The following is a 25,638-nucleotide window of genomic DNA, read 5'->3' as shown; positions in this document are numbered from 1 at the left end:
TGTGCAGTTTACGCAAGCAACTGGAATAGCGCTTTGATTTCCTGTTGCTTGTTTGAACTTTCATGTTCCTCGTAGGCAGACATCAAGTTTCGCAAAGCTCGTTTAAGGATGGTCACATTGTCGCAGGGATATGTAAATTCTCTATCCGGATTGAGGTTCAGTTGCTTCAAAAATGAATTTACATCGCTTTTTTGCATAACCTGCCCACGATTAAAAGCATTGATGTAAAAAAGCACGTTTTCATTCCCTTCTTCATCCGAATCCATATACGCCAATACAAAATGCTTTGGTAAATTAATACCGTAAATCGGAATGTCCAATTTTTGTGCAATGATACTATAAATGCAGGATAGGGTTAAGGGATTCCCCTGTTTGGTATCGAGTACTTGTCCAATGTAGGAGTTCTGCGGATGATGATAATCCTTTGTATTTCCTGTTAGGCCGAAGGAGCCAAAAAGAACATGATTGATCAGGTTCACTTTTTCCAGCGGGCTCATGTCGTAATGCAAACCGCGCCATACCTCAGTTTTGAGATCTTCTATCGCCAAAACAATCTTATGATCCTCATAAGAAGGATATTGATAATTATTGAGGATAATTAATCCTTCCAGTAGATTGAATGAGTTACTCAAATTCCAGATCTGCAACTCGTTTTTGGTCTGATCAAACTGAATTTCGTGAATAATATTCTCTAATCGCCCCTGAACGCGAGGATCAAAGCTGGACTCCCAAAATTTTTCCAAATAGGGTACAATCTCAGGACCTTGGCTTTTTAACTGGTGTTCCACTTCCTGAATAATCTGTTGGTCGGTGTCGTCCAACAGGGATATTAGCGATTTCAACTCTCTCTCATTCATCATAACGAAGTTAACTAATTGATTCGAGATATGAGCTAAAAAAATCCCTACCGTCATTGATATACTGCGTAGGGATTATCCAGGTTAAATTGGCATACAATTATTTGAGCTGACCATCCAGCATATTGACAACTCTTTTACCGTATTCTGCATTTTTTTCAGAATGGGTTACTTGTATGATTGTAACGCCATCATCGTTGAGCTGTTTGAATAAATCCATGATTTCTTCACCTTGTTTGGAATTTAAGTTACCCGTAGGCTCATCGGCCAGCAATAACTTGGGTGATCCCGCCAATGCACGCGCTATACCGACAATCTGTTGCTGACCACCGGATAACTGGGCCGGGAAGAGATCCTTCTTCCCGACAATGCCAAAGCGATCAAGCATATCGGCAACAATAGCTTTTCTTTCTTTGCTTGAAATGTCTTTATAGATCAAGGGAGTTTCGATATTTTCATACACGGTCAATTCATCCAGGAGATGATAAGCTTGAAATACATAGCCTATATGGGACTGGTATAGTTGGGTTCTTTTCTTTGCTTTCATTTCCAATACATTCTCGCCCATAAAGATATATTCACCTTCATCAGGTTCATCAAGCATACCGATGATATTTAATAAAGTCGATTTTCCAGACCCTGATGGCCCCATGATGGAGATAAAATCACCTTCAGCGATATCGAGACTTACATCTTTGAGGACGAATGAGCGTGTACCACCTACGTTATACCACTTGAATAAATTTTTTAATTGTATCATTTTTTAGTATTGAGATCTTAGATATTCTTATTTTATATTTTTATTAGTCATCCTAATGATTGTTCGACTGCGGAATAAGGCTCTTTACCGCTCAAAGTATCTTTTATTCATCGCGCAGGCTATCTATTGGATTTGTTTTTGCGACTTTTATCGATTGGAAGCTGATGGAAACCAATATGAGGATAAATATGCAAAATATTGGGATCAAAAACGACCACCAGGACAGCTGAATATGATAGGCGAAATTGGAAAGCCATTGATTCATGAGTAGATAGGCTATTGGAAGGGCTATGCCGATCCCGACTAAAAAGAGCTTGAAAAATGGTTTGTTTAATTGAATAAAGAGCAATTGTACCGAGGCTCCAAGTACTTTACGGATACTCATTTCCTTTTTTCGCAATGCCGCCTGATATGCCGCCATACTGAACAGCCCTAAGGCCGCGATGATAACCGAAAGGCTTGTGAAACTATTAAAAGCAGTTTGCAATTCGTGCTGTTTTTTGTGCTGTAAAGCATATTGCTCATCCATAAAGGAATAATCAAGGGGCAGATCTTTTGCGGATGGATTTTTCTCCCACTCTGCTTTGACTGTTTGAATTGCCCGATCGACCATTCCCGGTTTTGTTTTGACCATGAGGGTTGTTTGCAAACGCATGCTACCGCATTCATTTTTAAATGAATATAGACTAGGTTGAACGGCATTCTCAAAGCCATAAGCTTTACTGTCTTTGACTAGGCCAATAATTTCAAAGGTGACATCACAGCCTTTGATTTTAGCACCTATCGGGTTTTCAAGTCCTAAATTTTTGGCTGCAGATTCGTTGATAATAGCATAGTTGGCCAAGGAATCGTGAAGCAGTTGATCTATTGAAACAGTGGTGTTTCCTTGTATACTGGAGATATTTAGCGTCTTGAAGTATCCAGGGTCAATGCCGACATGTGCAAATGAAACCTTTTTTTGGGCATAGGAGAAATCCATTTTGGGAGGCTGTTCGCCTTCACCTGGAATATTTGTCGCTGATGCAACTGAGGCAATACTCGGATCATTTTCCAATCGACGTTTTAGTTGTTGATAGGAACCATCAATTTTGGAATCATAATACATGCCTATTCCTTTGAAATTAACAACCTGTGCAGGTTCAAATCCTTTGTCCGCCTGCTGCATGTAATTTAGTTGTGCCCTAATAACCAGCATGCCCGATATAAATAGGATGGCCATACTGATCTGAAAAGTTAGTAGTGCGTTTCGAAATGTGCCCTTTTTGAGAATGGAAGTCAGTCTACCTTTTAGGAGATTAACGGATTTGAAGCCAGAGAGTACGATAGCGGGGTATATTGCCGATAGAATTGTTGTCGATAGTACGGCAATAGCAAGTTGGGCAATGGTTTCTGAACGCAAAATATAGCCCTTAAGATCATCATTAAACCATTTTTGAAGAATATTTCCTGTGAGGGTCAAAGTAACGATACTCAGTATCGCAGCGCTGAAAGTTAGGATAAACACTTCCAGTACCAGTTGTTTGACGATAGCCCAACGTGAGCTGCCTAATATTTTTTTGAGCGCGAGTTCCTTAATGCGCTGATCTGCCTGCGCCATAATCATATTGGTAAAATTGGCCGCGGCGAGTAAGAGGATCAAAACGGAGATAATACCAATAATCCACGTCATGATATAAGCCGTGTTACTACCTGTTTTTGGCCTTAAATGAAGATTGGCTAATGGATCCAAATAGATCTTCCCTTTGGTGTAACTGGAGGAGCGAATTTTATCTTTCGGTGCAATTTCTTTCTGGTAAAGTGCATTGATGCGATCTGTCAACTTGGTGATATCCGTACCGGGACGTACTTGAATATAAGTTTGATACAAAAAAGGATTATTATCGGCGAAGAGATCCTGTGGTTCACGGATAAACAGAAGATCGTAATCAATCATGGATAGACCTTGCTCTTTTATAGTACCATAAATTGTCTCCCGTACACCTAAAGCGAGGCTTTGAGTGGGAATCGAATGGGGGCTGTCAAAATTTAGGTCTTCTTTTTTGAATAATTGTTCGGCGATATGGCTTTTGACAATAGTTGCATCCTTTTGGTCCTTGCTTTTGTAGAGTGGTCCAGTCGCATTTTCGATTTGAAAGATCCGTGCGGCTGAGGAGTCAACCAGTGCAGTATTTTTAATAAGCACTGTTTTTTCACCAAAAAGCGGATAACTGCCGTAATTGTAAACTATTTTCCTGCCAGCATATACAATATCTGGTAAACTCTGCTTTAGCAAAGGAGCTAGCGAAGGAGACGTTTCGTCCGTAAACGCACCTTCTGCTTCAAGGCCAATTTGGTAGATGTCCTTATAATGTGGATTCCATTTATCGTAGCTGGTCTCTCGATTGATGTATTGATAGGAAAGGATAAAACCGGTAAAGCCAAGGGTCAATCCAATAATATTTAAGAAAGTAAATCCCTTGTTTTTTAGAAGTTTACGCCAAGCTAGTTTGAAATCATTTTTTGCCATATTACGCTGGATATATCTATGTTTAAACCAAGTCGAACTATTTCACCTGAGAAAAAATACAATCCGCTTGCCAGTATTGTAATGGTTTTATTATAAGTAGCTTATCGTGTTTTTGTTTTGTTTTTGAATGTTCGATTTCGAACAGTTTACGTCCAGAATCGAACATTCATTCCCCTAAGCTATTGGTTCATTGCCACCACGCAACAGGCAAGGCAATTACCAAGGCAACAAACATCAATTTTTAAGATCTTCTGACTTTATTCATCTCTTAAACTATCGACTGGATTGGCACGAATAACCTTCCAGGTTTGATAGCTAATGGTTCCAAATGCAACTACAATTGCACTTATTCCTGCCAGAACAAAGTATAACCAATTGATTTCTATACGATAGTTAAAATCTGTCAGCCATTGATTCATTGCCCACCACGCAACAGGTGTAGCAATGATCAAGGCTACAAACACCAATTTTATAAAATCTCCGGAGAGTAATTTGAGTAATCGGATGGAGCTTGCACCAAGAACCTTACGGACACCAATTTCTTTGGTACGTTGTTGTGTGACATAAGTTGCTAGTCCAAAAAGTCCCAAAGCGGCAACAAAAATAGCGACAAAGGCAAAGCAGCTGAAGATATTTTTAGTCCGTTGGACATCCTGATAGAGGTCAGCGAAGCCGGCATCAAGGAAATTGTAGTCGATTTTTTGATTCGGCGAAAACTTATTCCAAACAGTATTAATGTCGGCTAATGTTTTGGCCATGTCCCTCGATTTAGTCTTGATGGAAAGCATGGAAGGGCTATTGGCAAGGGTCATGCAAACGGGATAGTAGCCCTCATCTTTCATTGATTCAAAGATAAAATTGTCGACGACACCGATAATGGTCCATGTCCTGCCGTTGGTAATTTGTGTACCAATGGGATTTCCTTTGATGCCTAAATCAGCAAGCATTCTTTTGTTAACAATAGCACCTGTACTATCCGATGCGATATGTGGATCAAAGTTTCGGCCGGCTATTAGCTTCAGACCAAATGTGGAAAGGTAGCTTTCGTCGATATTCCAGAATTGCCCGCCTTCACCTAATTCAAGATCTTCCTTGCCTTTGGCCCAAAAAAGATTTCCATTTCTTTTTGCACCATCCAATTGAACCGGTAAATAGTCGCCAATAGAGACATCACGAACTGTTGGAATGGCTTTCAATTCATTTTTTAATTCTTTTGCCTGGGAGGCAATTCCCGTTACACCACGAAGTACAATGACCTGATCCTTATCAAAGCCAATGTCTTTATTGAGCATAAAACTGATTTGCTGATTTGCAATGAGTGCGCTGATGATCAATATAATAGATGTTGCAAACTGGAAAATAACCAGTCCATTGCGCAATAATGAAGATTTAGGATTCGTGACCGATTTGCTTTTTAAGGCATTAATCGGTTGAAATCCTGATAAATAGAGTGCTGGATATAAGCCAGCCAGGATGCCGATAAAGAACATACTCAAAATCAGCGAAGGCACAAAGTACCCTACTGACCAAGGTATAAACAAGGCTTTGTTAGCTAAATTGTTAAATAATGGTAATAAGAGGAAGGCTAATAATAGTCCGATAAGGAGTGAAATGAGACTGTAGCATACCGCTTCGGTCATAAACTGCATAATCAGTGTCCTTCGATTGGATCCAATGGTTTTCCGAATTCCGATTTCTTTTGCCCGCGTTGCCGCATTCGCTGTTGATAAGTTGATGAAGTTAATACAAGCGATCAATAAAATAAAAAATGCGATGCCAGCAAATATCCAGACCATCTTAATGTCGCCTTGATATTGCGTAGCCATGCCATATTCCGACACATTCTTAGAACGCAGGTGCATATCAAGGGCGTTTTGAAGCAACACGGTTGACTGCATCATTTCGGGCGATATTTTCATTCCATTTTTTTTATTAATCAGAATATAATGGTCCTGAATATAGTTTTTTGAAATGCTACGCTGTGCGTTGGCAATAGCTGTATTCTCCCTCAGTTTTACGTAGGTAATGTAATTTGTCGTGCCCCAATTGTTTTGTTCACCCGGATAAAATGGTTCACCTGCCAGGGATATAAAATATTCATAACCATAGAGACTGGAATTGTTCGGAACATCATCGATCACAGCCGTTATGGTATATAGAACACTTTTATTATTGTTGAGATAGATCGTTTGCCCTACAGCATTTCCTTTGAAATATTTCTCGGCCCTACTTTTGGTAATGACGATCGCATTGGGTTTGTCCAGCGCATGTGATAGCTGTCCTTGTACGACGGGAAGTGGAAATATCTCCAAAATGGACTGATCAACGTAAACAAATCCTTTATCAAGGTAATTCTCCGCGCGGCCATTTACCGTAAATAGATTGCTTCCGGCACCAAATAAGGTATTGGGTAAAATGCGGCCAGCTAATTCTACACTTGGGATTTCCTCTTGCAAGGTTTTAGCTGCTGGGGCAGGAAAGGCAAAGGTTTGCCTCACTTTATCACCATCGGGTGCCGAAACGATAAGACGGAAAACACGGTCCATGCCGGGATACATTTTGTCGTAGCTAGTTTCATGGCGAATGTACAGTACAATCAGAATGCAAATGGCAATACTAAAAGCGAACCCACCGATCTTGATGATCGAGTAAAGTTTGTTGTTGGCCATATTTCGCCAAGCGATCTTTAAATTATTTCCTATCATAATAAAGTTCTTTTACGGTTTTTGTATTTATTCATCACGCAGGCTATCCACCGGATTGGCGCGAATGGCTTTCCAAGTCTGATAGCTGATTGTGCCTAAAGCAATTAAAATGGCACTCATACCTGCAAGAATGAAGTATAGCCAATTTATTTCGATTCGATAGTTAAAATCAGTAAGCCATTGGTTCATTGCCCACCACGCAACAGGTGTGGCAATGACCAAGGCTACAAACACCAATTTTATAAAATCTCCAGACAATAATCGGAGTAATCTCATTGCGCTGGCTCCAAGCACCTTACGTACACCAATTTCTTTGGTGCGTTGTTGTGTCACATACGTTGCTAGACCAAAAAGCCCGAGTGCAGCAACAAAAATGGCGACAAGTGCAAAACAGGTGAATATATTCTTGGTCCGTTCCACATCTTGATAAAGGGCCGCGAAACCTTCGTCCAAAAAGCTGTAGTTAATTTGTTGATTTGGGGCAAATTTGTCCCATACGGCTGTAATATCAGCGAGTGTCTCTTTGAGATGTTGCGATTTTACCTTAATAGAGAGTAGGGAAGGATTGCCTTGTAATGTCATACAAAGTCCTGCATAACCTTTATCCTTCAACGACTCAAAGATAAAGTCGTCTACTACACCAATGATGGTCCAGGTATTGCCATTGGTAATTTTTGCACCAATTGGATTCTTTAATTGAAGTTCGTCGGCCAATTTTTGATTGATAATAGCTGAACTGCTATCGGTGGCTCTCGTGGGATCAAAATTTCGTCCTTTGTTTAAATGAAGACCGAATGTACTCAGATAATCCTGATCGATTTCCCAAAATTGGCCTTGTGTAGCCATATCAAAATCTCTTCTGCCATCAATCCAGAACGGATTGCCATTTCGTTTGGCACCATCGATGGGTACAGGAAGAAAGTCACTCAGGGAAACTGAAGCAACATCGGGGAGGCTTTTTAGTTCATTTTTTAAACTTGGAAGCTGTTTCGATAATGTTCCAATTCCGCGAAGCACAACGACTTGGTCCTTGTCAAATCCCAGATCTTTGTCTAATATGTAGTTTATCTGTTTATTGGTCACCAATGCGCCAACGATAAGGATTATTGAGGTTGCGAATTGAAAGACAACCAAACTATTCCTAAAAAGCGAAGATTTGGCACCAATGACGTTGTTTTTCAGTGCAGTGATTGGTTTAAATTTGGATAGGTACAGTGCTGGGTAGATTCCGGCAAGGACGCCGATCACCAATATCGCCGCCAAAAGAGAAGGAAAGAAATAGACCGATAGCCAAGGAATGGTCAAGGATTTGTTGGCTAGCTGGTTGAATACCGGTAGTAGTAGCCAGCTTAGAAAGAGCCCGATAATCAGTGACAGTACACTATAACAGATTGCTTCAACAAGAAATTGTCCAATAAGCAGCTTCCTGGAGGAGCCAATAGTCTTACGGATACCAATTTCTTTTGCTCTTGTTGCTGCATTTGCTGTCGATAAGTTGATGAAGTTAATACAGGCAATGAACAAAATAAATAAGGCTACAGTTGCGAAGGTCCAAACCATTCGAATATCCCCTCTGTTCAATGTACTCACTTTATCGTCGCTTACATCCGCGGATTTTAAATGTATGTCGAGAGCATTCTGTAGGGTTATTTTTGCCTGCTTGAAAAGCGGATTAAGTTTACGTCCTGATTTTAGATATTCAGGGAGATAATGTACTTCTAAGTAATTCTTTGAAATTTCTTTTTCTGCCAGTGCAACGTCTACATTGGGTTTTAATTTGACATAGACGGTATAGTTGTTATTGAGCCAAGCAGTCTGTTCACCTTGATAAAAAGGCTCTCCAGCGAGCGACATAAAAAAACTATAACCGGCAAGGGTCGAATTGTTGGGCATATCTTCAATGACCCCAGTAATGGTATAGGCTTTCGATGTATTGTTGTTGAGATAGATCGTTTGTCCAATTGGATTATTTTTAAAATATTTTTCGGCTTTGCTTCTGGTGATTACCAATGTGTTGGGCTTGTCAAGTGCGTGGGACAGCTGGCCCGAAACCATGGGCATAGGAAACATGTCGAGAATGGACTGATCGACATAGACAAATCCATCATCATAATGGCTATCAGGGCTGTTATTTAATGACAATTGGTTACTGCCCGCACCGAATAAAGGGTTTGGTAGAATGCGTCCCGTTTGCTCAACGGACGGGATTTCTGCTTTCAGGGTCGGCGCCACAGGGGCAGAAAGTGAAACCCAGCGCTCGATTTTATTCTCAATCGGTAACTGAACGACCAAACGGTAAACTCTATCCATCGCCGGATAAAACTTATTATAGCTTGTCTCATGCTTTATATATAAAACAATAAGAATACAGATGGCAATACTAAAGGCAAATCCACCAACTTTGATGAATGAATATAGCTTGTTTTTTGCCATATTCCGCCAGGCAATTTTGAGATTATTTCCTATCATAGCAGAATGTTTTTAATGCCTGAATGATTGGTCGTTATAATCAAAGCAGACCTTTATCCCAAAATCAATTGCATTGCCATTTTTGTAATGTTCTGATTATTAATATTTTATTTTTATTGTAACCTGCTGTATCTGTACGATATCGAACAGTTTAGCGTTCAGTACCGCACAGCGGTTTTCGGTTGGGGATTAAAAAGAATCGCTTATTCCACGATCTCTTTTAGCTGGAGATGATCACATAGTTCGAACATCATTCTAGCGGGATCAGTGTCGATGGCCAACGCGATCAAATACATCTCATCCAAACGCAATTTAGCCGATTCGGTCATTGTCAACTCATTGATTCTTGCTTTGCTTAAACCTGTTTTACGCGCAATCTGGGATTTATTCACAGATTTCTTCGCTAAAAATTCACCTAATTTCGTCATCCTTATATTTTAATAATCTGTCCTTTTGTATAGATAAATATAGATAATGTTATTTTTATTTATACATATGTTTTTATTTTAAAATATTTTCTGTTCTTTTGTATTGAAAATCTATATGTTTTAAATGTATCGATGATGAAAACAGCGAAAATTCAAAAAACAAAAGTATATAGGAGAAGATGCGAAGAGTTACATATGCAAATATATTATCGTATGTTGCTACAGCGTATTTCGCGGCACCTATCACCCGAAGAAGTTTCTTTTCTAATGGGAAAGTCATTCGATTTTATAAACAAAGTCGAGATATTCAAAATAAAAAGAATTTTTGTTCATGATTTGGTTGTCATGCAGCATGTACTAGAAATAAAGAGTATGAATGAATTGATGCCTTACGGAATTGATTTGGCGTCACAGAAGTATACATATGAATTGCATCTGACTAAATTGGGTGACCGCGTTATTTATGAACTGTATAAAGTTGATGTAGAGCAAGAGCAGAAAGTACTCGAATTTAAGTTAATCGATATTCGACATGATCTCGACCCGTATGAAATTTCTACAATAGAAGAAGTAAAAAAGATAAGTGCTCTTTTGGATGAGAATATGGCTATGGGATATTTTAATGAGGAAAAGAGACCTGACGAAATACACAACTTATGCTGTGCTAAACTAGATAGGGATATACATCCTAAAAACCTGATTAAAGTGCTAGATGATTTCCTTAATAGGTCTGATGAACGCAAAGTTATTCGAAAGGCATCGCAATACGGATTTGGTTATATTTTAGCTGCTCCCATGGAATCGACTGAAAAGAAATAAGCAATTTTTAGCTGTCCAAAGCGGACAGCTAAAAATTGCTTCAAAGATCCTAAGCCGTAGGTACACCAATTATAAACTTCCATTCCCAATAGGTTAATAATAAATACACTTTTAAGCTTAGATAACCTACGGCTTATTTTTTTACTCATCTCTTAATTTTTCAACGGGATTAAAGCGGGTTGATCGAAATACAATAATGCCAACCAACAAACTCAGTAAACCAATCAACATACCTAGTGGTAGCAGGTAGATAAGTGCATTGATCTCTATACGGACGATGTAATTTTGTAGCCAGTATTGCATCAATAGATAACTCAGTGGAACCGCTGTAAATGCTGCAAATAGGAATATTCCGTAGTACTCTTTTGAAAAGAGCAACATTAAATGTGCTAGTGAAGCCCCAAGTACTTTACGAATGCCGACTTCTTTATTACGCAGATGGATGGAAAGCGATATTAATCCGGTAAGTCCCAATACAACAATCAGCAGCGAAACAACCGTGGCAATCTGGGAAGCGCGATGCAACTGCAGCTCAGTTTCATATAGATTTTTGATGCGTTCATCCATAAATTGATATTCGAATGGTGCATCAGGCAGCAGTGTTTTCCATTTTTTTTCGAGCTGTTGTACTGCATTGGAAAGAGGTTCCTGCTTCAATCGAATGCTAAGGTATCGGTATTGAAGGCTCTCATGTACATCCATCCAGATAATAGGCGGAGATGCCTGATGCAGTGAGTTGGCTACAAAATTCTCAGCAACGCCCACAATAGTCATTTTGTAATTAGGATCATTTATTGCTATTTGCTGACCAATTGCATGCTCGGCATTTTTAAAGCCAAAATCATCCATAGCCTTCTTGTTGATGACAACTGGTCTATTATCCGTATTCGTTGCATAATGTTTAGGAAGAAAAGTTCCCGCAATTAGTGGTATCTCGTAGGTTTCCAAAAAGTGACTATCACTTGTAATCCGTTGTACCTGGATTTCTTTGTCGTCTGTCGTCCCGAATGCAGGCTGCATATTGGACCCCAGCAATCCAGGAGTTTCATAAGATAAGCTTACTGATTTTACTTCTGGTTGTTGGCTGAGTTCCTGTTGTAAAGTTTCCATTTTGCGAACACCATTTTCGGACCAATCCCTAGGTACCTGAACGGTTAATAAGTAGTCTTTGTTGTACCCTAGATTGCTATGGAGAAATAGATCCACCTGTTTGGAAATAATTAGTGTGCAGACAAGCAGGAGCAAGGCTACTCCAAATTGAAAAAACAAAAGAATTTTTCGCACCAGTTGTTTGCCCCCCAGCGTCGAAAACTGACTTTTGACTGCCGGAAGTATGGCGACATTGGAAAGTTTAATGGCTGGATAGAGCCCGGCTAGTAGTCCAATGAACAACGTCATTATAACCAGTAAACCAAAAAAGTAAATAGGCAATTCCACCAACGAGGGTAGCTTGCGCATCAAGACATGTTCGAAGATTGGACTTGTGATGAAATAAATTGGAAGACTGATCAATGCTGCTATGGCCACAATCAGGATATATTCGGTCATCAGTTGCCTAATAAGCTGCATTCGAGATGAGCCCATCATCTTGCGAACACCGATTTCCTTTAATCGCGTAATGTGCTGAGCGATACTAAAATTGATGAAATTGATAATGGCCATGATCAAGATGAAAACAGCTGTCCAAATTAATGTCTGTATCATTTTGCGGACGGCCCCTTGATTGTCATCCAAATAATAGGTTTTCAGTGGTTTTAGACTAGGGCTGTATTGACTGGAAAATTCCTTATCGGTATTCTTTCTTACCAGCGTTTCGATGGCGGCATCTACACGCTCCACGCTTACACCTGGTTTCAATTCGATATAACCGGCAATATAAGGGTTATCCCAATTGTCTATCGATCGGCCAAAGAATTGCTCGTTGATGATCGGTAAAAATATGTCGGCATGCATATTCTTTGTGAGATCCATAATGGCGTTTTGGACATCAGATTTGATGATTGCTGTAATTTCAAAATCATGTTTTTCACCCTTGAAATTTTTTATTTGTAGCGATTTGCCAAGTACATCCACATGCCCGAAATATTTTATGGCTGCTTTGTCGCTGATGACTACTGAAAAGGGATTATTCAAAGCGGTATTGGCATTGCCTGCTAAAATCTGGAATCCGAACATCGTCAATAGACTAGGATCGCCAAGAGACATTCCTTCTTCATGTATTGTTGCTCCGTTCGCTACGATACCGGTCAATCCGTCAATCCGATAATAATTAGAGACGAGGTCGGGATACTCCTCCTGTAAGGCTTTGGGGAGTGCCCCTATTGTGGTTAAGTTAATACCAAATCCTTCTTTCTTATAGTTGCTTTGCAACAAAAATTGCCGATCAATATTTTTGATATTGCTATTCACTTGATGTACATCCCATACATAAGCGCTTACAAGTAATAGAAAAGTAATACCGCAGGTCAATCCAATTAGATTGATCAGATTTTGTACTTTTTTCTTTCCGATATTTCGCCAGGCAATCTTGAAGTTTGTAAAGTTCATTGTCTTATAATATGAATTTATTTTGGTCGTGGAGCTGCTGATAGCTTGTGCTCTACTAGGAAATTAAAAATACAAATGTTTGGCCAAGTAATTATCCTGTTGATCATTAACGGATTGTCTTCCTGATTCTTTTACTCGCTGTTCGATATCGGACAGTGCTTTGTCCATAGCTGAACAGACGAGTCTATTTTTATTCATCACGTAGACTGTCAACAGGTTTTGTTAGGGCGGCACGTATCGCTTGTGAACTTACCGTAATTAAAGCAATAAAAACGGCTAGCGCACCTGCTAGTACAAACATCCACCATTGCATCTCAATTCGGTACGCAAAATTTTCTAACCATTTGTGCATCATCCACCAAGCTAGGGGAGAAGAAATGATAATGGCAATTAGAACGAGTTTGACGAACTCCGTGGAAAGCATGCGTGTGATGTCGGGAACTGTAGCTCCAACAACTTTTCGGATCCCTATTTCCTTTTTGCGTTGATTGGCGGTAAAAATAGCCAAGCCAAATAAACCGAGGCAAGCCACAAAAATAGTCAGCCCGGCAAAGATGCTCAGTAATTTACCCGTTTTCACTTCTGCTTGGTAGGTTTGTGCGTATCGCTCATCCAGAAAGGAATAGCTAAATGGAATGTCTGTTGGAAAGGAACGATAGAGAGACGCTAATTTTTGAATGAGCTTCTCCATATCGGTTGTTTGTGTTTTAAGAATCAAACTGCCGGCTTGATCGCTAAGAACCATAACAAGCGGAGAGATCTGCTCATGCAAAGAGCGAAAATGAAAATCCTTAACGACACCAATAACACGATAGCTTTTGTTGTCTTTATTGGTTAATATTTTACCAATGCTATGATTGTTCCAACCAAGATCTTTTGCTGCGGTTTCATTAATGATGACAGAAAGGCTATCATTACCAAATGTTTTTGCGAAATTCCGTCCTTCTTTAAGTTGCATACCCATAACAGGAATATATTCTTCATCAACATCGTAACGAATTGTTTTGACCCATTGATCAGTATTGCCATCTGGATAGATGAAAAAATTGTTGTTGTTGCTTTCTCCAGCAGGAAGATAGGACGAATGAGAGACATGCTTGATCCTGCTATCTTGCATCAATAAATTATAATATGTCTTTTCGTTTTTTCCCAAAGGCCAGCTCGGTATAATAAGGACATTATCCTTGTTATATCCAAGTTTAATATGACGCATATAATCCAGCTGCTGAACAACGACCACGGTTCCAAAGATAAGCCCGACGGAAATGATGAATTGAAATACAACAAGTCCGCTGCGTAAATTAAAGCCTTTAGTCGAGCGGCTTATTTTCCCTTTTAATACACGGAGCGGATTAAATGAGGATAGATATAAGGCGGGATAGCTACTGGAAAATAGACCGACCATTAGACCAAAACTGAGTAGGATGGGGATGATTTTAGATATTTCAAGTTTTTGAATATCAATCTCTTTTCCGGAAATCTGATTAAATAGGGGGAGGGCAAGTAAAACAATCCCCAAAGCTATTCCCAAGGCAATATAAGTCAGGAGGACACCCTCTAGTATAAATTGTCGCATCAGGTTTTGCTTGTCAGCACCCAGTACTTTTCGTACCCCTACTTCCTTACATCGCTTAAAACCACTGGCTGTAGATAAATTCATAAAATTAATGGTGGCTATCAATAGCATAAAAAGTGCAATAGCGCTGAAGATGTAAACGTACCGTATATCCCCAGGGGCGCTGAGGTCATAGTTGAAATTCGAATGTAGATGGATATCTGTTAGCGGTTGTAGATAAAGACCGATCTTATTTCCCGTTTTTTTGAATTCTTGGTAACTCATACCAAAACCGGCCATAAATTGTGTGGCAACATGTTTGTCGAATAGGGTGGCTAAGTTTTCTTCGAGTTTTTCACGTGACGCATTTTTTGAAAGAAGCGCATACGTATAGTATTCGGAGGTCATCCATGAATCTGAACGTGAATCTTCCAGTGCATCCAAAGAGGTAAATACATCAAAATGAAAATGGGAGTTTTGTGGAACATCTTTGATTACTCCAGTGATTTTGAGAATCGTTGGATTATCTTTGATGATGAGGTCTCGACCGACAACATCGTTTGTGCCGAAGTATTTTAAGGCGGTGGATTCGGATATCACTACAGAATTAGGGGAAGAAATCGCTGTAGACATATTCCCTTTGATAAAAGGGAACGTGAAAATTTTGAAGAAAGAAGCATCCACATAAGCCATCCGCTCTTCGTGAAACACTTTATTGGTGGCAACGAATAGGGGCGAGCCACCCATTCTTAATCGCGCTGTTTCCTGCACTTCGGGTAGCTCTGACTTCATCGTCGAAGCTACAGGTGGCATTACATGTGCCTCATTGATCGTTCCTCCCTTTACAGTTCCTCTGAAAACAACACGTACAATACGGTCTGCATGCTCATTATAACGATCAAAGCTAAATTCATCGGTCACATATAAGCTGATCAGAAGGCAGGTTGCAATGCCCATGGCCAGCCCAACGATGTTGATAAACGATGTAGAGAAATTGCGGGTTAAATTTCTCCATGCTATTTTTAAATTATTCTTGATCATATTGAGGCCTCTTAATGATTTGAAAATATAGTCTACTCATCACGTAAGCTATCGACAGGATTACCCAGTGCGGCCTTAATTGCTTGATAACTTATCGTGGCCATACTGATCAGAATAGCCAATAATCCTGCAATGACAAAGTAATACCACTGTATCTCAATTCGATAACTGTAATCTTGTAACCATTTATCCATGGCCCACCAAGCAATGGGTGTTGCGATAAAAATTGCGACCACCACGAGTTTGATAAAATCGACCGAAAGTAAAGAAGTTACTTGGGTGACACTTGCTCCAAGAACTTTGCGGACAGCAATTTCTTTCATGCGCGTTTCGGCCATATAGGCTATTAATGCCAATAAACCAAGGCAGGAAATAAAGATCGTCAATCCTGCAAAGATCATGGCTAGCGTACCTATAGCTTTTGTCTCTTTAAATTTTTCTTCGTAAGTCTTGTCTATGAATTGGTATTCAAATGGATAGTCTGGGTTGAACTTTTTAAAGATGGACTCAATCGTCTTTAAGTTGTCTGCGATGTCATTGTTTGGATTTAAACGATAATGGATCGTTGTAAACCAGGCTTGCGGTCCCAATATCACCATGGGTTTATTGTCTCCAAATGGCGATCCCATAATGAAATCTTTGACCACCCCAACTACGGTCCATTTTGTTCCGTCACCATCCACAATGCTATTGACCGGGTTTTTGAGGTGCAAACTTTTTACCGCGGATTCATTTAAAATCAAAGCCGTACTGTCTGTCGCAAATTTGTATATATCGATATCCCGCCCCTGTATAAGAGTTAGGCCTAGATTTTTTACGGCATCGGCATCGGTACTAAAACGATTATAGGAAATGCGTTTGTCCTGTTCCGTTGGTGTCCCGGACGTAAATCCCCAGCCATTGCTATAGAAATCGGTTACTGGCGACATATTTTTTGATACAGAAACAACTGCGTTGCTGGCTAGTAATTCGTCGCGTAAAATTTTATAATTCTTTTCTAAGTCACCTTTGATACTGCTATAAAGCAATCCATTTTCATTATAACCACGATCCCGCTGTTTGGTATATTGGATTTGTTTGGCAACAATGACCGTTGCAATAATCAATATAATAGCGAGACTAAATTGAATAACGACTAAGATGGAGCGAATGCTAAGGCCCCTCGTTTTAGAAACGAATTTCCCCTTCAGCGTTTTGATAGGTTGAAAGGAAGAAAGGAAAAAGGCAGGGTAGGTACCTGCTAATATACCTGTAAATAAAGCAAAGCCAATTAAAAACAACCAGGTGGGTAAGTTTAATAACGATAAGCTAAGCTGTTTTCCGACAAGCTCGTTAAAGAATGGCAGGACAATAAAAACAAGAATCGTCGCGAGTACCATGCCGATTATGCTGATCAATATGCTTTCAACGAGGAACTGCGCCATTAAGCTTGTCTTATTCGCGCCAATTACTTTGCGGACACCGACCTCTTTTGCGCGGCGTTCGGAACGGGCCGTACTTAAATTCATAAAATTGATGCTGGCCACCAATAAAATAAAAACACCAATCCAGGCAAAAAGCTTGACGATATCAATACGTCCGGACGTATAATTTCCTCCTTTTCCACTATTGTAAAGAAACGAATCGGGATAGGGAAAAGCAAAGATCTCACCCGTATTTCTAGCCGATTGGTAACCGGCAGCTTTATTACTGGCATTGATATGATCTCTCAGATAGGTTCTGATTTTGCTGTTAAATGCGGTAAGTGAGACGCCTTTTTTTAGGAGTACATAGGTGGTTAATGAATTATTGCTCCAGTTATCATCCACGTAACCAATTATTTTTGCATATTCAAATGGCAGGAGAATATCAAATTTGAAACTTGAATTACTCGGAAGGTCTTTAAGTACCGCCTGTACGGAGACCTGATTAACAGAGTCTATCCGAACTGATTTTCCAATGGGATCTTCGCTGCCAAATAAAGCCTTGGCATAGCTTTCTGTGAGAACAAGGCCTTTAGGGTTATCAAATCTAATATTTTGTTCCCCTTTAACAAACTGCAAAGAAAACATCTTGAAAAAACCGGGATCGATGAAAACAGTATTTGCGATCAGTTTTTTATCCTTGAATGTCGTTAGAAATTGGCCGCTCTCATTATATCTGGTAAAAGTTTCTATATCTGGAAAATCGGCGGACAAGGAGGGACCTAATATTTTAGGCGTGAACGCCCAAGCTGATTTATCGCCCTGAAATTCGTCTCGATTACTCAATACATGCAGGCGATCACCCTTTTCATGAAAGCGGTCCATGGTTAACATGTTTTGCAACCAAAGCGCAATAAGCAATGCCCCGGCCATACCGATCGCCAATCCGATGATGTTAATCAAAGAGAAAGATTTGTTTTTCATCAGGTTGCGCCATGCTATTTTGATGTAATTTTTAAGCATATTTGTCGTATTAGTTATTGCTAAATAGAAAAACTAGAGTTTTAAAGGTCCAGCTTGTTATTTATCAGGTGTTTTTATTTTTAATAGCTACTTTAACAATTATTCGTCTCTTAAACTATCAACCGGGTTTAGAATAGCAGCTTTTATGGTTTGAAAACTAATGGTGATAAATGATACCAATAATGCACTTACCGCTGCCAGAATAAATACCCACCAGTCTAGCGTGATGTGGTAAGCAAAATTTTCTACCCAGCGGTGCATGGCATACCAGCCTAGGGGTACACTGATCAATACGGCACACAGGACGAGGGCCATAAAGTCAATACTCAATATGTTGACAATCTTGATCGTTGAAGCACCTAATACTTTACGGATACCGATCTCTTTGAAGCGTTGTTGTACAGCGTAAGCTGATAGGGCAAAAAGGCCCATACAAGCGATAGCAATTGTAATGATGGAAAATAACTGCATTACCCGTGTTGTTTGCTGATCTTTGAGATATAATTTGTTATAGTCGTCATTGAGAAAATGATATTCAAAGCTGTTTTTTGAATCAATATCTTTGATGACAGCTCTTATCTGCGCAAGCGCATCTTTTATTGGCGCTGTTGGATTGAGTCGGATGAAAATATTGCCGAAATAGTCATATTCAGGAAAAAGTACAATTGGTTTGACTTCGTTATGTAATGACGCAAAGTTAAAACTCGCAACGACTTGTTTGATGCTGCCCTTACGCCCATTCAAGTTGATTTTCTTCCCAATAGCCTGTTCAGGAGTAAAACCCATGGCCGATGCAGCAAGTGTATTCACTACAAAACCATATTCTGGTGAAATAGTGTCTTGCGCGCGCAAAATGTCCGCGTCTGACAACGGTGCACCGGCAACAGATGGAATATGAAAAACGGATACGAAATCTTTTTCAATCGGAATTGCAGTGACATTCATATCAAAATCATTGGGTTGGCCTTCTACTTCACTGATGCTGTAGCCACCTTGGATATTGACGGGATTGTCATACGAAGCGGTAACCCCCTGGACACTGTTGAGCTGCATTAATTTTTCTTTTAATAGCTGTCTTTCTTTATCTTGCCATCCTCGGCCATCAATGACCAGCATATCAGAGCGATCCAATCCGGTGTTCTTAGATTGGATAAAATCCATCTGTCTACTCGCAAATAAGGTACAGATAATAAAAAATATAGAGATACTGAATTGAAAAGTAACGAGCACCTTGCTTAAAGATAGGCCACCTAGTTTTTCAGTTAATTTTCGCTTGAAAATAGAAATCGGTTTTGAACTGGCAATTGAATAGGCTGGCCAGCCACCTGACAGAAGCGTCAGCAAGGCTATGAAAACAATTAAAATTATATAAAACCGAGGGTCTGTCCATACGGTTAATTTCATTTCGGCGCCCATAAATGAACTGAATACGGGCAACAAGAGTACTGTAGTCAGAAGGCTAAACGCAACAGCTAGAAAAACCATAAGGCTACATTCAAAAAAGAACTGAAAGAATATCGTTTTCTTTGCAGCACCCAAAACTTTCTTGACACCGATTTCTTTCTTGCGTTCAAGCGCATGTGCTAAGACCAAATTTGTAAAATTGACGCAGGTTAAAATAATAAGCGCAGCACCTAATGCCAATAAAATATAGATATAAGTAATGTTTCCCGTACCTGCTGCTTTGGAGTGAAGATGGATATCGGTCAGCTTTTCCAGGACGAATTGAAATTGATAGCCTTGTTTTGTTGCTTCGGCGAATTTTGATTTTGTCATTTGGTCCAATTTCTGTTGGATCGAACCGAACTGATCTTTGTTTTTTAGGAGTGCTATGGTTATATCATTTGCAGATGACCAAGCCATTTCTTTGTAGCGTTCTAATCCTTTGTTGGAAAGGAGCGCAGAGAAGTTCAATTGTGTATTTGTGGGCAAGTCTGCGATGATACCTGTGATTTTCCAGCTGACTTTGTCAATAGATAGTGTCTGACCGATGGCCGACTGATTGGGGAAATATTTCGCTGCGAGTTTTTTTGTTAAGACAATCTGATTTGGTTCTGCTAAGGCTGATCGTGAATCACCTTCGAGAAAGGTATAACCTAAAGTTTTAAAAACATTTTGGTCAGCATAAAGTAGGCCTTTTTCAGTTATTAGTGCCTCTTTGGATTCTATTTTGCCGCCTTTGGAATAGCTGTAGAATCTGGTTGCTTGTTCTACATCCGGAAATTCAGCCTGCAACGTAGGAGCTAAGCCTGTTGGTGTTACGGCAGAATTTACTTCTTCCGTGCTGTTGGGTGCTTTATAGGTGAGGCTAATATAAGCCAGGCGGTCCGCATTGGGAAGGAAACGCTCATAACTGGATTCATGATAGATGTACGCTGCCAACAATAGGAAACATGTTATTCCGATGCTGAGGCCAAACATATTTAAAAGAGAAAATCCTTTGTTTTTTCTGATATTCCGCCAAGCAATTTTAAAATAGTTCTTTAACATGGTTATGAGCATTTATACTGTTAATTAGGCTATATTCTTGTCACTTAGCTCGCTTTAGTAGAACGCTTCGTTATTCGAAAAATAGCAAAGCCAAGTAGTTCAATTCGTTTGCCATAAATATAATGTATTGATTTTTAGGTTTTTGTTGTGTTTTTATAGCGGTTTTAAATGTTCGGAAACGGACAGTATAGTGTCCGTCCCCGAACAAATTGGTATTATTCGCTTCTTAAGGTTTTTACAGGATTTGCTAATGTTGCTTTAATCGCTTGGTAACTAACGGTTAATAAGGTGATGATTAGCGCGGTTAAGCCTGTGATAGCAAAGACCGTCCATGTAATTGATATGCGGTAGACATAATCTTCGAGCCATGATTCCATTAGCAGATAGGCTAAAGGGGCTGCGAGTAAAAAGCCAATGCCTGTGAGCCAAATGTATTCTGTGGAAAGTAGTCGCCACAAGCCAAGTTCTGATGCGCCCAATACTTTACGAATGCCGATTTCTTTTTCTCGTTGCTCCGTAAGAAAGGAAACCAGCGCATAGAGACCAAGACATGAAATGAGTATGGCCAGCCCTGTAAATAAACTGGTTAAGCTCTTGATCATTTCCATCTGTTGAAACTCTTTGGCATATTCCTGATCCGTAAAGGTATAATCAAAAATAAGATCAGGATCTATACGGTTGAATGCTGCGGCAATAGCTTTTAGGTTTTGTTTGACATCTTGATTTTCATCCAGTTGAAGCGTTATTTTATTCTTTGGTAAAAATTTTAGAAAATAAGCCGTCGGTGTAATGGATTTGAACGGTGATTCGGACAGCGTATTCTGGATAATACCCACGATATGGTAATCAATACCGGCACGTGAAAGTTGTTTGCTGTTTAGGTCGGTGACTCCCATAAATTTGGCCGCAGCTTCGTTCAGAATAACAGCTGTTGAATCTGTTTTGAAATCTTTTGAAAAATTGCGTCCTTTTATAAAGTTCCATTGTACAGTATTAGCAAAGTTTTCATCCACGGTGAAGATCCCCATGATCGCACCGTCCCTGGTATCATTACCCTGCCAATTAAAGCCACCACCCGTTAAGGATAGGTGGTTGACAAAGTTGGAAGAAAGGGAAGCATCTTTAACTAAACGCTGACCGATTAAATCCTTTCTAAGAACATCAAAGTTTTTGACGATAGTTGAATTGGATGAAGTAATATTTACCAAATTTGAACTTTTATAACCTATTGGACGGTCCTTGGTATAATGCAATTGCTGAATCACCAGATAAGTGGATATCATCAGGAAAATAGAAATCGCAAATTGTACGATCACCATTGCCTTTCTACTTCTTGATCCGCCTTTTCGGTTGTTGATCTTACCTTTAAGTGCAAGAATTGGATTAAAAGCCGATAGAAATAATGCCGGATACATACCCGCTAAAAGCCCTATAACGCCTATTCCTAATAGAGAATAGCCATAAAAACGAATATCCGCAAAAGGGATATGCAATGAAGTATGTGTAATCGTTTTGACCCAAGGCAACAGCAGTGTAGCGAATAGAACAGCGATCAAAAATGCGCAGGCTACCGCTAGGATTGACTCCAAAAGAAAGCCTGCAATAAGCTGCCGGCGGTTGACGCCAACAGACTTTAAAACCCCGATTTCTTTTCCTCTTTTTAGGCTTCTCGCCGTACTCAAGTTAATAAAATTAATACTGGCCAATAAAATGATGAATAGGCTTATCCAAACAAACATCCATACATATTGAATCTGCCCGCCTACGTTCTTTCCATTTTTAAATGAATCGTATAAATGCCATTTGGACATGGGATGTAGTAAAATCTCCGGTTTTATGTCTGTCAATTTTTTATTAATGATATTTGTCAGTTTATTTTCCAAAGCGGGAACAAAGGCATCATTGTCGATCTTGGCGAAAGTGCTAAAAAAGCAGCTGGACCAGCTTTCTTCTATGCCTTGGTTTTTAGCAAGGTAATCGTCAAATGGCAATATATAATCTAGGCCATAAAAAGTGTTGTTTTCAGGAATATCTTTATATACACCTTGAACAGTATATTGTTCCTTACCATTCAATTGAAGAATTTTTCCGACAGCATCGGTCTGATCAAACAGTCGCTTTGCTAAGGACTCAGAAATAATAATAGTTGACGGGCTGATTGGGGTAGCATTGTCACCTTTGAGGGACTCTAGGGAAAATAATTCGGCAAACTTTCCCAGGGCATAAAATCCTACTGCATTGAGCTTCTTATCACTTACTTTGATGTTATTGCTTTCCATATTCGTGACCAAAGTGGCATCTGGCATTTCATTTTTGAAATCAGACGCGATCGTTTTGACCAAGGGAATGGGGGTGGAGCGATCAGTAGATTTTTCGTCATTGAAAGTCCCCGTCATCATGACCTGATAGATATGCTGATAATTACTGTAATGCTTATCAAAAGAAAATTGCTTTAGTACCCATAAAGTACTGATCAGCGCAACAGTAAACCCCAGTGCTAGTCCCAAGATATTAATTGTTGTATTTAAGGGACTGCGCTTCAAATTTCTCAGCGCTGTTTTAAGGAATAATCGAATCATTTTATGCTGTTGTTTTGGTTATCAAATATAAACTATTCATCGTGCAAACTTTTTACAGGATTGGCGTATGCCGCTTTGATGGACTGGAAACTCACCGTAAATAATGCAATAGCAATGGTTATCCCCGCCGCATATAGAAATATGGTAAATGGGAGCGTCGTTCTAAAAGCAAAACCATCGAGCCAATTTATGCTGAAATATACAGCGATTGGTACTGCGATGACATTGGCTAAGACGACTAAGAGTAAAAATTCCTTGTTTAATAATTGTATAATGCTAAATACCGTTGCGCCAAGGACCTTCCTGATACCAATTTCTTTGGTCCTAACCTGTGCAGTATAGGTACATAGCCCTAAGAGTCCTAAGCAGGATATGGCGATGGCGATCAGGGCAAAAAAATTGAATAAGGTGCCTTGTTTCTGCTCATTCGTATATTGCTTTTGATAACTCTCATCCAGGAAACTATAGGTCATCGGCATATCATCATAGTAACTTTTCCAGATGTGTTGCAGGGAGTTTAATGCGGATTTTGTACCCGAAGCTGTTGTTTTGATGTATAGCTGCCAGCAATCTGTTGGACTATATTGAAAGGCCATGGGCTCAATCTTTTGTCTGGCGCTCGCGTAATTAAAATCTTTTACAACCCCAATAATAGTTCCTGGAACTGTTCGAATACGTAAGCGTGCACCAATGGGATCTTTTAAACCCATTTCCCGTGCTGCCGTTTCATTAATAATGAAATGTGTTGAATCGGCCGTTGAGCCTGTAAAATTACGACCTTGCGTAAGTTTTATCTTAAAAAAGTTGAGCGCAGATTGATCGGAATAGGTCATGTTGAACCAAAGATTTGATTTACTGGGCTTCCCCTCCCAATCGTTGTCTCCAGTTGAAGCTCCACCATAAACCATATCCCGGCCAAGACGGATAACGTCATCAATATCCTTGTTTTTTAGAAGTTCGGTTTTGACAGCATCAAAATGTTTGGACATTTTTGGTGCCATAGCAACGGAAATAATATGATCCTTTTCGTAGCCTAGATTTTGATGTTTTATAAAATCCAATTGTCGGCCAATAACGATTGTCAAGGTAATAAGGATGATGGAAACCGTGAACTGTAAGATAACCAATATCTTCCGTGCACTGGAATTTTTAAAGGCAAATCTACCTTTGAGCACCTTAATCGGATCAAATTTGGATAAAAGCAGGGCAGGATATATACTTGTAAGTGCCAGTGTTCCCACAAGCATAATCAGCACGCTTATCCATAGTGTAGGATTAAAGAATTGTAGGGAAATCTGCTTCCCCGAGAAATTATTAAACAAGGGGAGGCCAATAAATACTAGCGCAAGTGCCAATGTTGATGCAATGACAAATAGTATGGTTGTTTCCAATATAAATTGGTAAAAAAGTTCCTTTTTACCAGCGCCGATAATTTTACGGATTCCCACTTCCTTGGCGCGCGACAACGACCGTGCAGTAGAAAGATTGATATAGTTGATACTTGCGATAACAAGAATCATAATCGCAACACCTATGAAAATTCGGACATTGTCAATTCCACCATCACTACCGTCCATTTGATAGAGATGCATTTTTGCCAAAGCTTGTGTGACATAGGGAACAGGGGCATCCTCAGGTTTGTTCCTTTCGTGTATGGCTTGTAACTTTTGTGTAACTGCAGTTATATTTGCGTCCGGTCGCAGCAGCAAATAAGTTTCGAATGAAAAATTGGACCAATCTTCATCCATGGAAGATAAAAAGGTCTTATTATCATAGGTCGTTTTGTTTTTGATATAAGCCCTTTCATTAAATCTCGAAATGGGAAGCAGAACCTGAAATTGAAAAGTAGAGTTTTCTGGATAATCGGCTATGACACCTGTGATGACACATAGGTCTTCTATACCCAGTGTCACAGTCTTTCCAATTGGATTTTCATCACCGAAATACCGACGTGCCGTGCGCTGCCTAATCACAATGGAATTGTTGTCGGGGAATGGTTGTTGTGGATTGCCCTGTAGTAGCGGAAAATCGAAAACGGAGAAATAACTGGGGTCTACAAATGCAAAGTTCTTTTCATTAAACCTCTTCTCTTTGTATTTGAGGGCGGCATCTCCAATTTTAAAAATGCGTACTGCATCTTGGACTTCAGGAATTTCCTTTTTTGCAAAACTTCCTACAGGAGCAATGATGGATCCAAAGATTCGTTTTGATATCCCTGTCCCTCCTTCGATACCAATTTTGTAGATGGAGCGCTGATGTTTATGGAACCGGTCAAAGGACAGCTCGTCCTGAATCCACAGTAAGAGGAATATCCCCACAACCAATCCTGCTGTTAGTCCTAAAATATTAATGGCACTGTAGAATTTATTAGAAAAAATACTTCGCCATGCGGTTTTGATGAAGTTCTTTATCATTTTTTATGGGTTTTTAAGTTCTTAATATATGTTATGCACAGG

At 39.6% G+C, this 25,638-nt stretch carries 14 protein-coding genes; 1 reads left to right on the top strand and 13 read right to left on the bottom strand.

The window, feature by feature from the left end; all coding sequences use genetic code 11:
* Positions 1 to 8: 8 nt before the first annotated feature.
* The 6 genes from AAW12_RS03725 to AAW12_RS03700 form a co-directional block, all read right to left on the bottom strand.
* Positions 9 to 860 (bottom strand): transglutaminase-like domain-containing protein, encoded by an 852-nt coding sequence (locus AAW12_RS03725; RefSeq protein ID WP_316933106.1) that lies wholly within the window; start codon positions 858 to 860, stop codon positions 9 to 11.
* A 97-nt stretch (positions 861 to 957) separates the two neighbouring features.
* Entirely contained in the window at positions 958 to 1,617 is a 660-nt protein-coding gene (locus tag AAW12_RS03720; protein WP_046672265.1) for an ABC transporter ATP-binding protein, read from the bottom strand.
* 103 nt (positions 1,618 to 1,720) lie between these two features.
* A complete protein-coding gene (locus AAW12_RS03715; RefSeq protein ID WP_046672264.1) occupies positions 1,721 to 4,123 on the bottom strand; it encodes an ABC transporter permease in 2,403 nt (800 codons plus the stop codon).
* 257 nt (positions 4,124 to 4,380) lie between these two features.
* Positions 4,381 to 6,828, bottom strand: a complete 2,448-nt coding sequence (locus AAW12_RS03710; protein ID WP_046672263.1) for an ABC transporter permease — start codon at positions 6,826 to 6,828, stop codon at positions 4,381 to 4,383.
* A gap of 27 nt (positions 6,829 to 6,855) precedes the next feature.
* Positions 6,856 to 9,297 (bottom strand): ABC transporter permease, encoded by a 2,442-nt coding sequence (locus tag AAW12_RS03705; RefSeq protein ID WP_046672262.1) that lies wholly within the window; start codon positions 9,295 to 9,297, stop codon positions 6,856 to 6,858.
* Positions 9,298 to 9,500: 203 nt separating this feature from the next.
* Positions 9,501 to 9,725: a helix-turn-helix domain-containing protein gene (locus tag AAW12_RS03700; RefSeq protein WP_046672261.1), complete on the bottom strand. Its 225-nt coding sequence runs from the start codon at positions 9,723 to 9,725 to the stop codon at positions 9,501 to 9,503.
* Positions 9,726 to 9,920: 195 nt separating this feature from the next.
* On the opposite strand from AAW12_RS03700, the gene AAW12_RS03695 reads away from it, so the two are divergent.
* On the top strand, positions 9,921 to 10,544 hold the full coding sequence (locus AAW12_RS03695) for a hypothetical protein (protein WP_156167529.1): 624 nt from the start codon (positions 9,921 to 9,923) through the stop codon (positions 10,542 to 10,544).
* Positions 10,545 to 10,685: 141 nt separating this feature from the next.
* Here AAW12_RS03695 and AAW12_RS03690 read toward each other — a convergent pair whose 3' ends face one another.
* The 7 genes from AAW12_RS03690 to AAW12_RS03665 all read right to left on the bottom strand — a co-directional run bounded on the left by AAW12_RS03690 (position 10,686) and on the right by AAW12_RS03665 (position 25,596).
* The gene (locus AAW12_RS03690) at positions 10,686 to 13,091 is read right to left on the bottom strand and encodes an ABC transporter permease (RefSeq protein WP_046672259.1); all 2,406 of its coding nucleotides are present in this window, start codon (positions 13,089 to 13,091) and stop codon (positions 10,686 to 10,688) included.
* 63 nt (positions 13,092 to 13,154) lie between these two features.
* Complete coding sequence (locus AAW12_RS26715) at positions 13,155 to 13,289, bottom strand: hypothetical protein (protein WP_262506834.1); 135 nt, start codon at positions 13,287 to 13,289, stop codon at positions 13,155 to 13,157.
* On the bottom strand, positions 13,282 to 15,687 hold the full coding sequence (locus AAW12_RS03685) for an ABC transporter permease (RefSeq protein ID WP_046672258.1): 2,406 nt from the start codon (positions 15,685 to 15,687) through the stop codon (positions 13,282 to 13,284). The genes AAW12_RS26715 and AAW12_RS03685 overlap by 8 nt, the downstream gene beginning before the upstream one ends.
* A gap of 32 nt (positions 15,688 to 15,719) precedes the next feature.
* Positions 15,720 to 18,113 (bottom strand): ABC transporter permease, encoded by a 2,394-nt coding sequence (locus AAW12_RS03680; RefSeq protein ID WP_046672257.1) that lies wholly within the window; start codon positions 18,111 to 18,113, stop codon positions 15,720 to 15,722.
* Between the two features lie 99 nt (positions 18,114 to 18,212).
* Positions 18,213 to 20,603: an ABC transporter permease gene (locus tag AAW12_RS03675; protein WP_046672256.1), complete on the bottom strand. Its 2,391-nt coding sequence runs from the start codon at positions 20,601 to 20,603 to the stop codon at positions 18,213 to 18,215.
* Positions 20,604 to 20,818: 215 nt separating this feature from the next.
* Positions 20,819 to 23,182, bottom strand: a complete 2,364-nt coding sequence (locus AAW12_RS03670; protein ID WP_046672255.1) for an ABC transporter permease — start codon at positions 23,180 to 23,182, stop codon at positions 20,819 to 20,821.
* 32 nt (positions 23,183 to 23,214) lie between these two features.
* Positions 23,215 to 25,596, bottom strand: a complete 2,382-nt coding sequence (locus AAW12_RS03665; protein WP_046672254.1) for an ABC transporter permease — start codon at positions 25,594 to 25,596, stop codon at positions 23,215 to 23,217.
* Positions 25,597 to 25,638 lie beyond the last annotated feature (42 nt).

This window comes from Sphingobacterium sp. Ag1, assembly GCF_000988325.1.
Taxonomy (GTDB): domain Bacteria; phylum Bacteroidota; class Bacteroidia; order Sphingobacteriales; family Sphingobacteriaceae; genus Sphingobacterium.
This window is presented reverse-complemented; position numbering and strand designations above follow the sequence as displayed.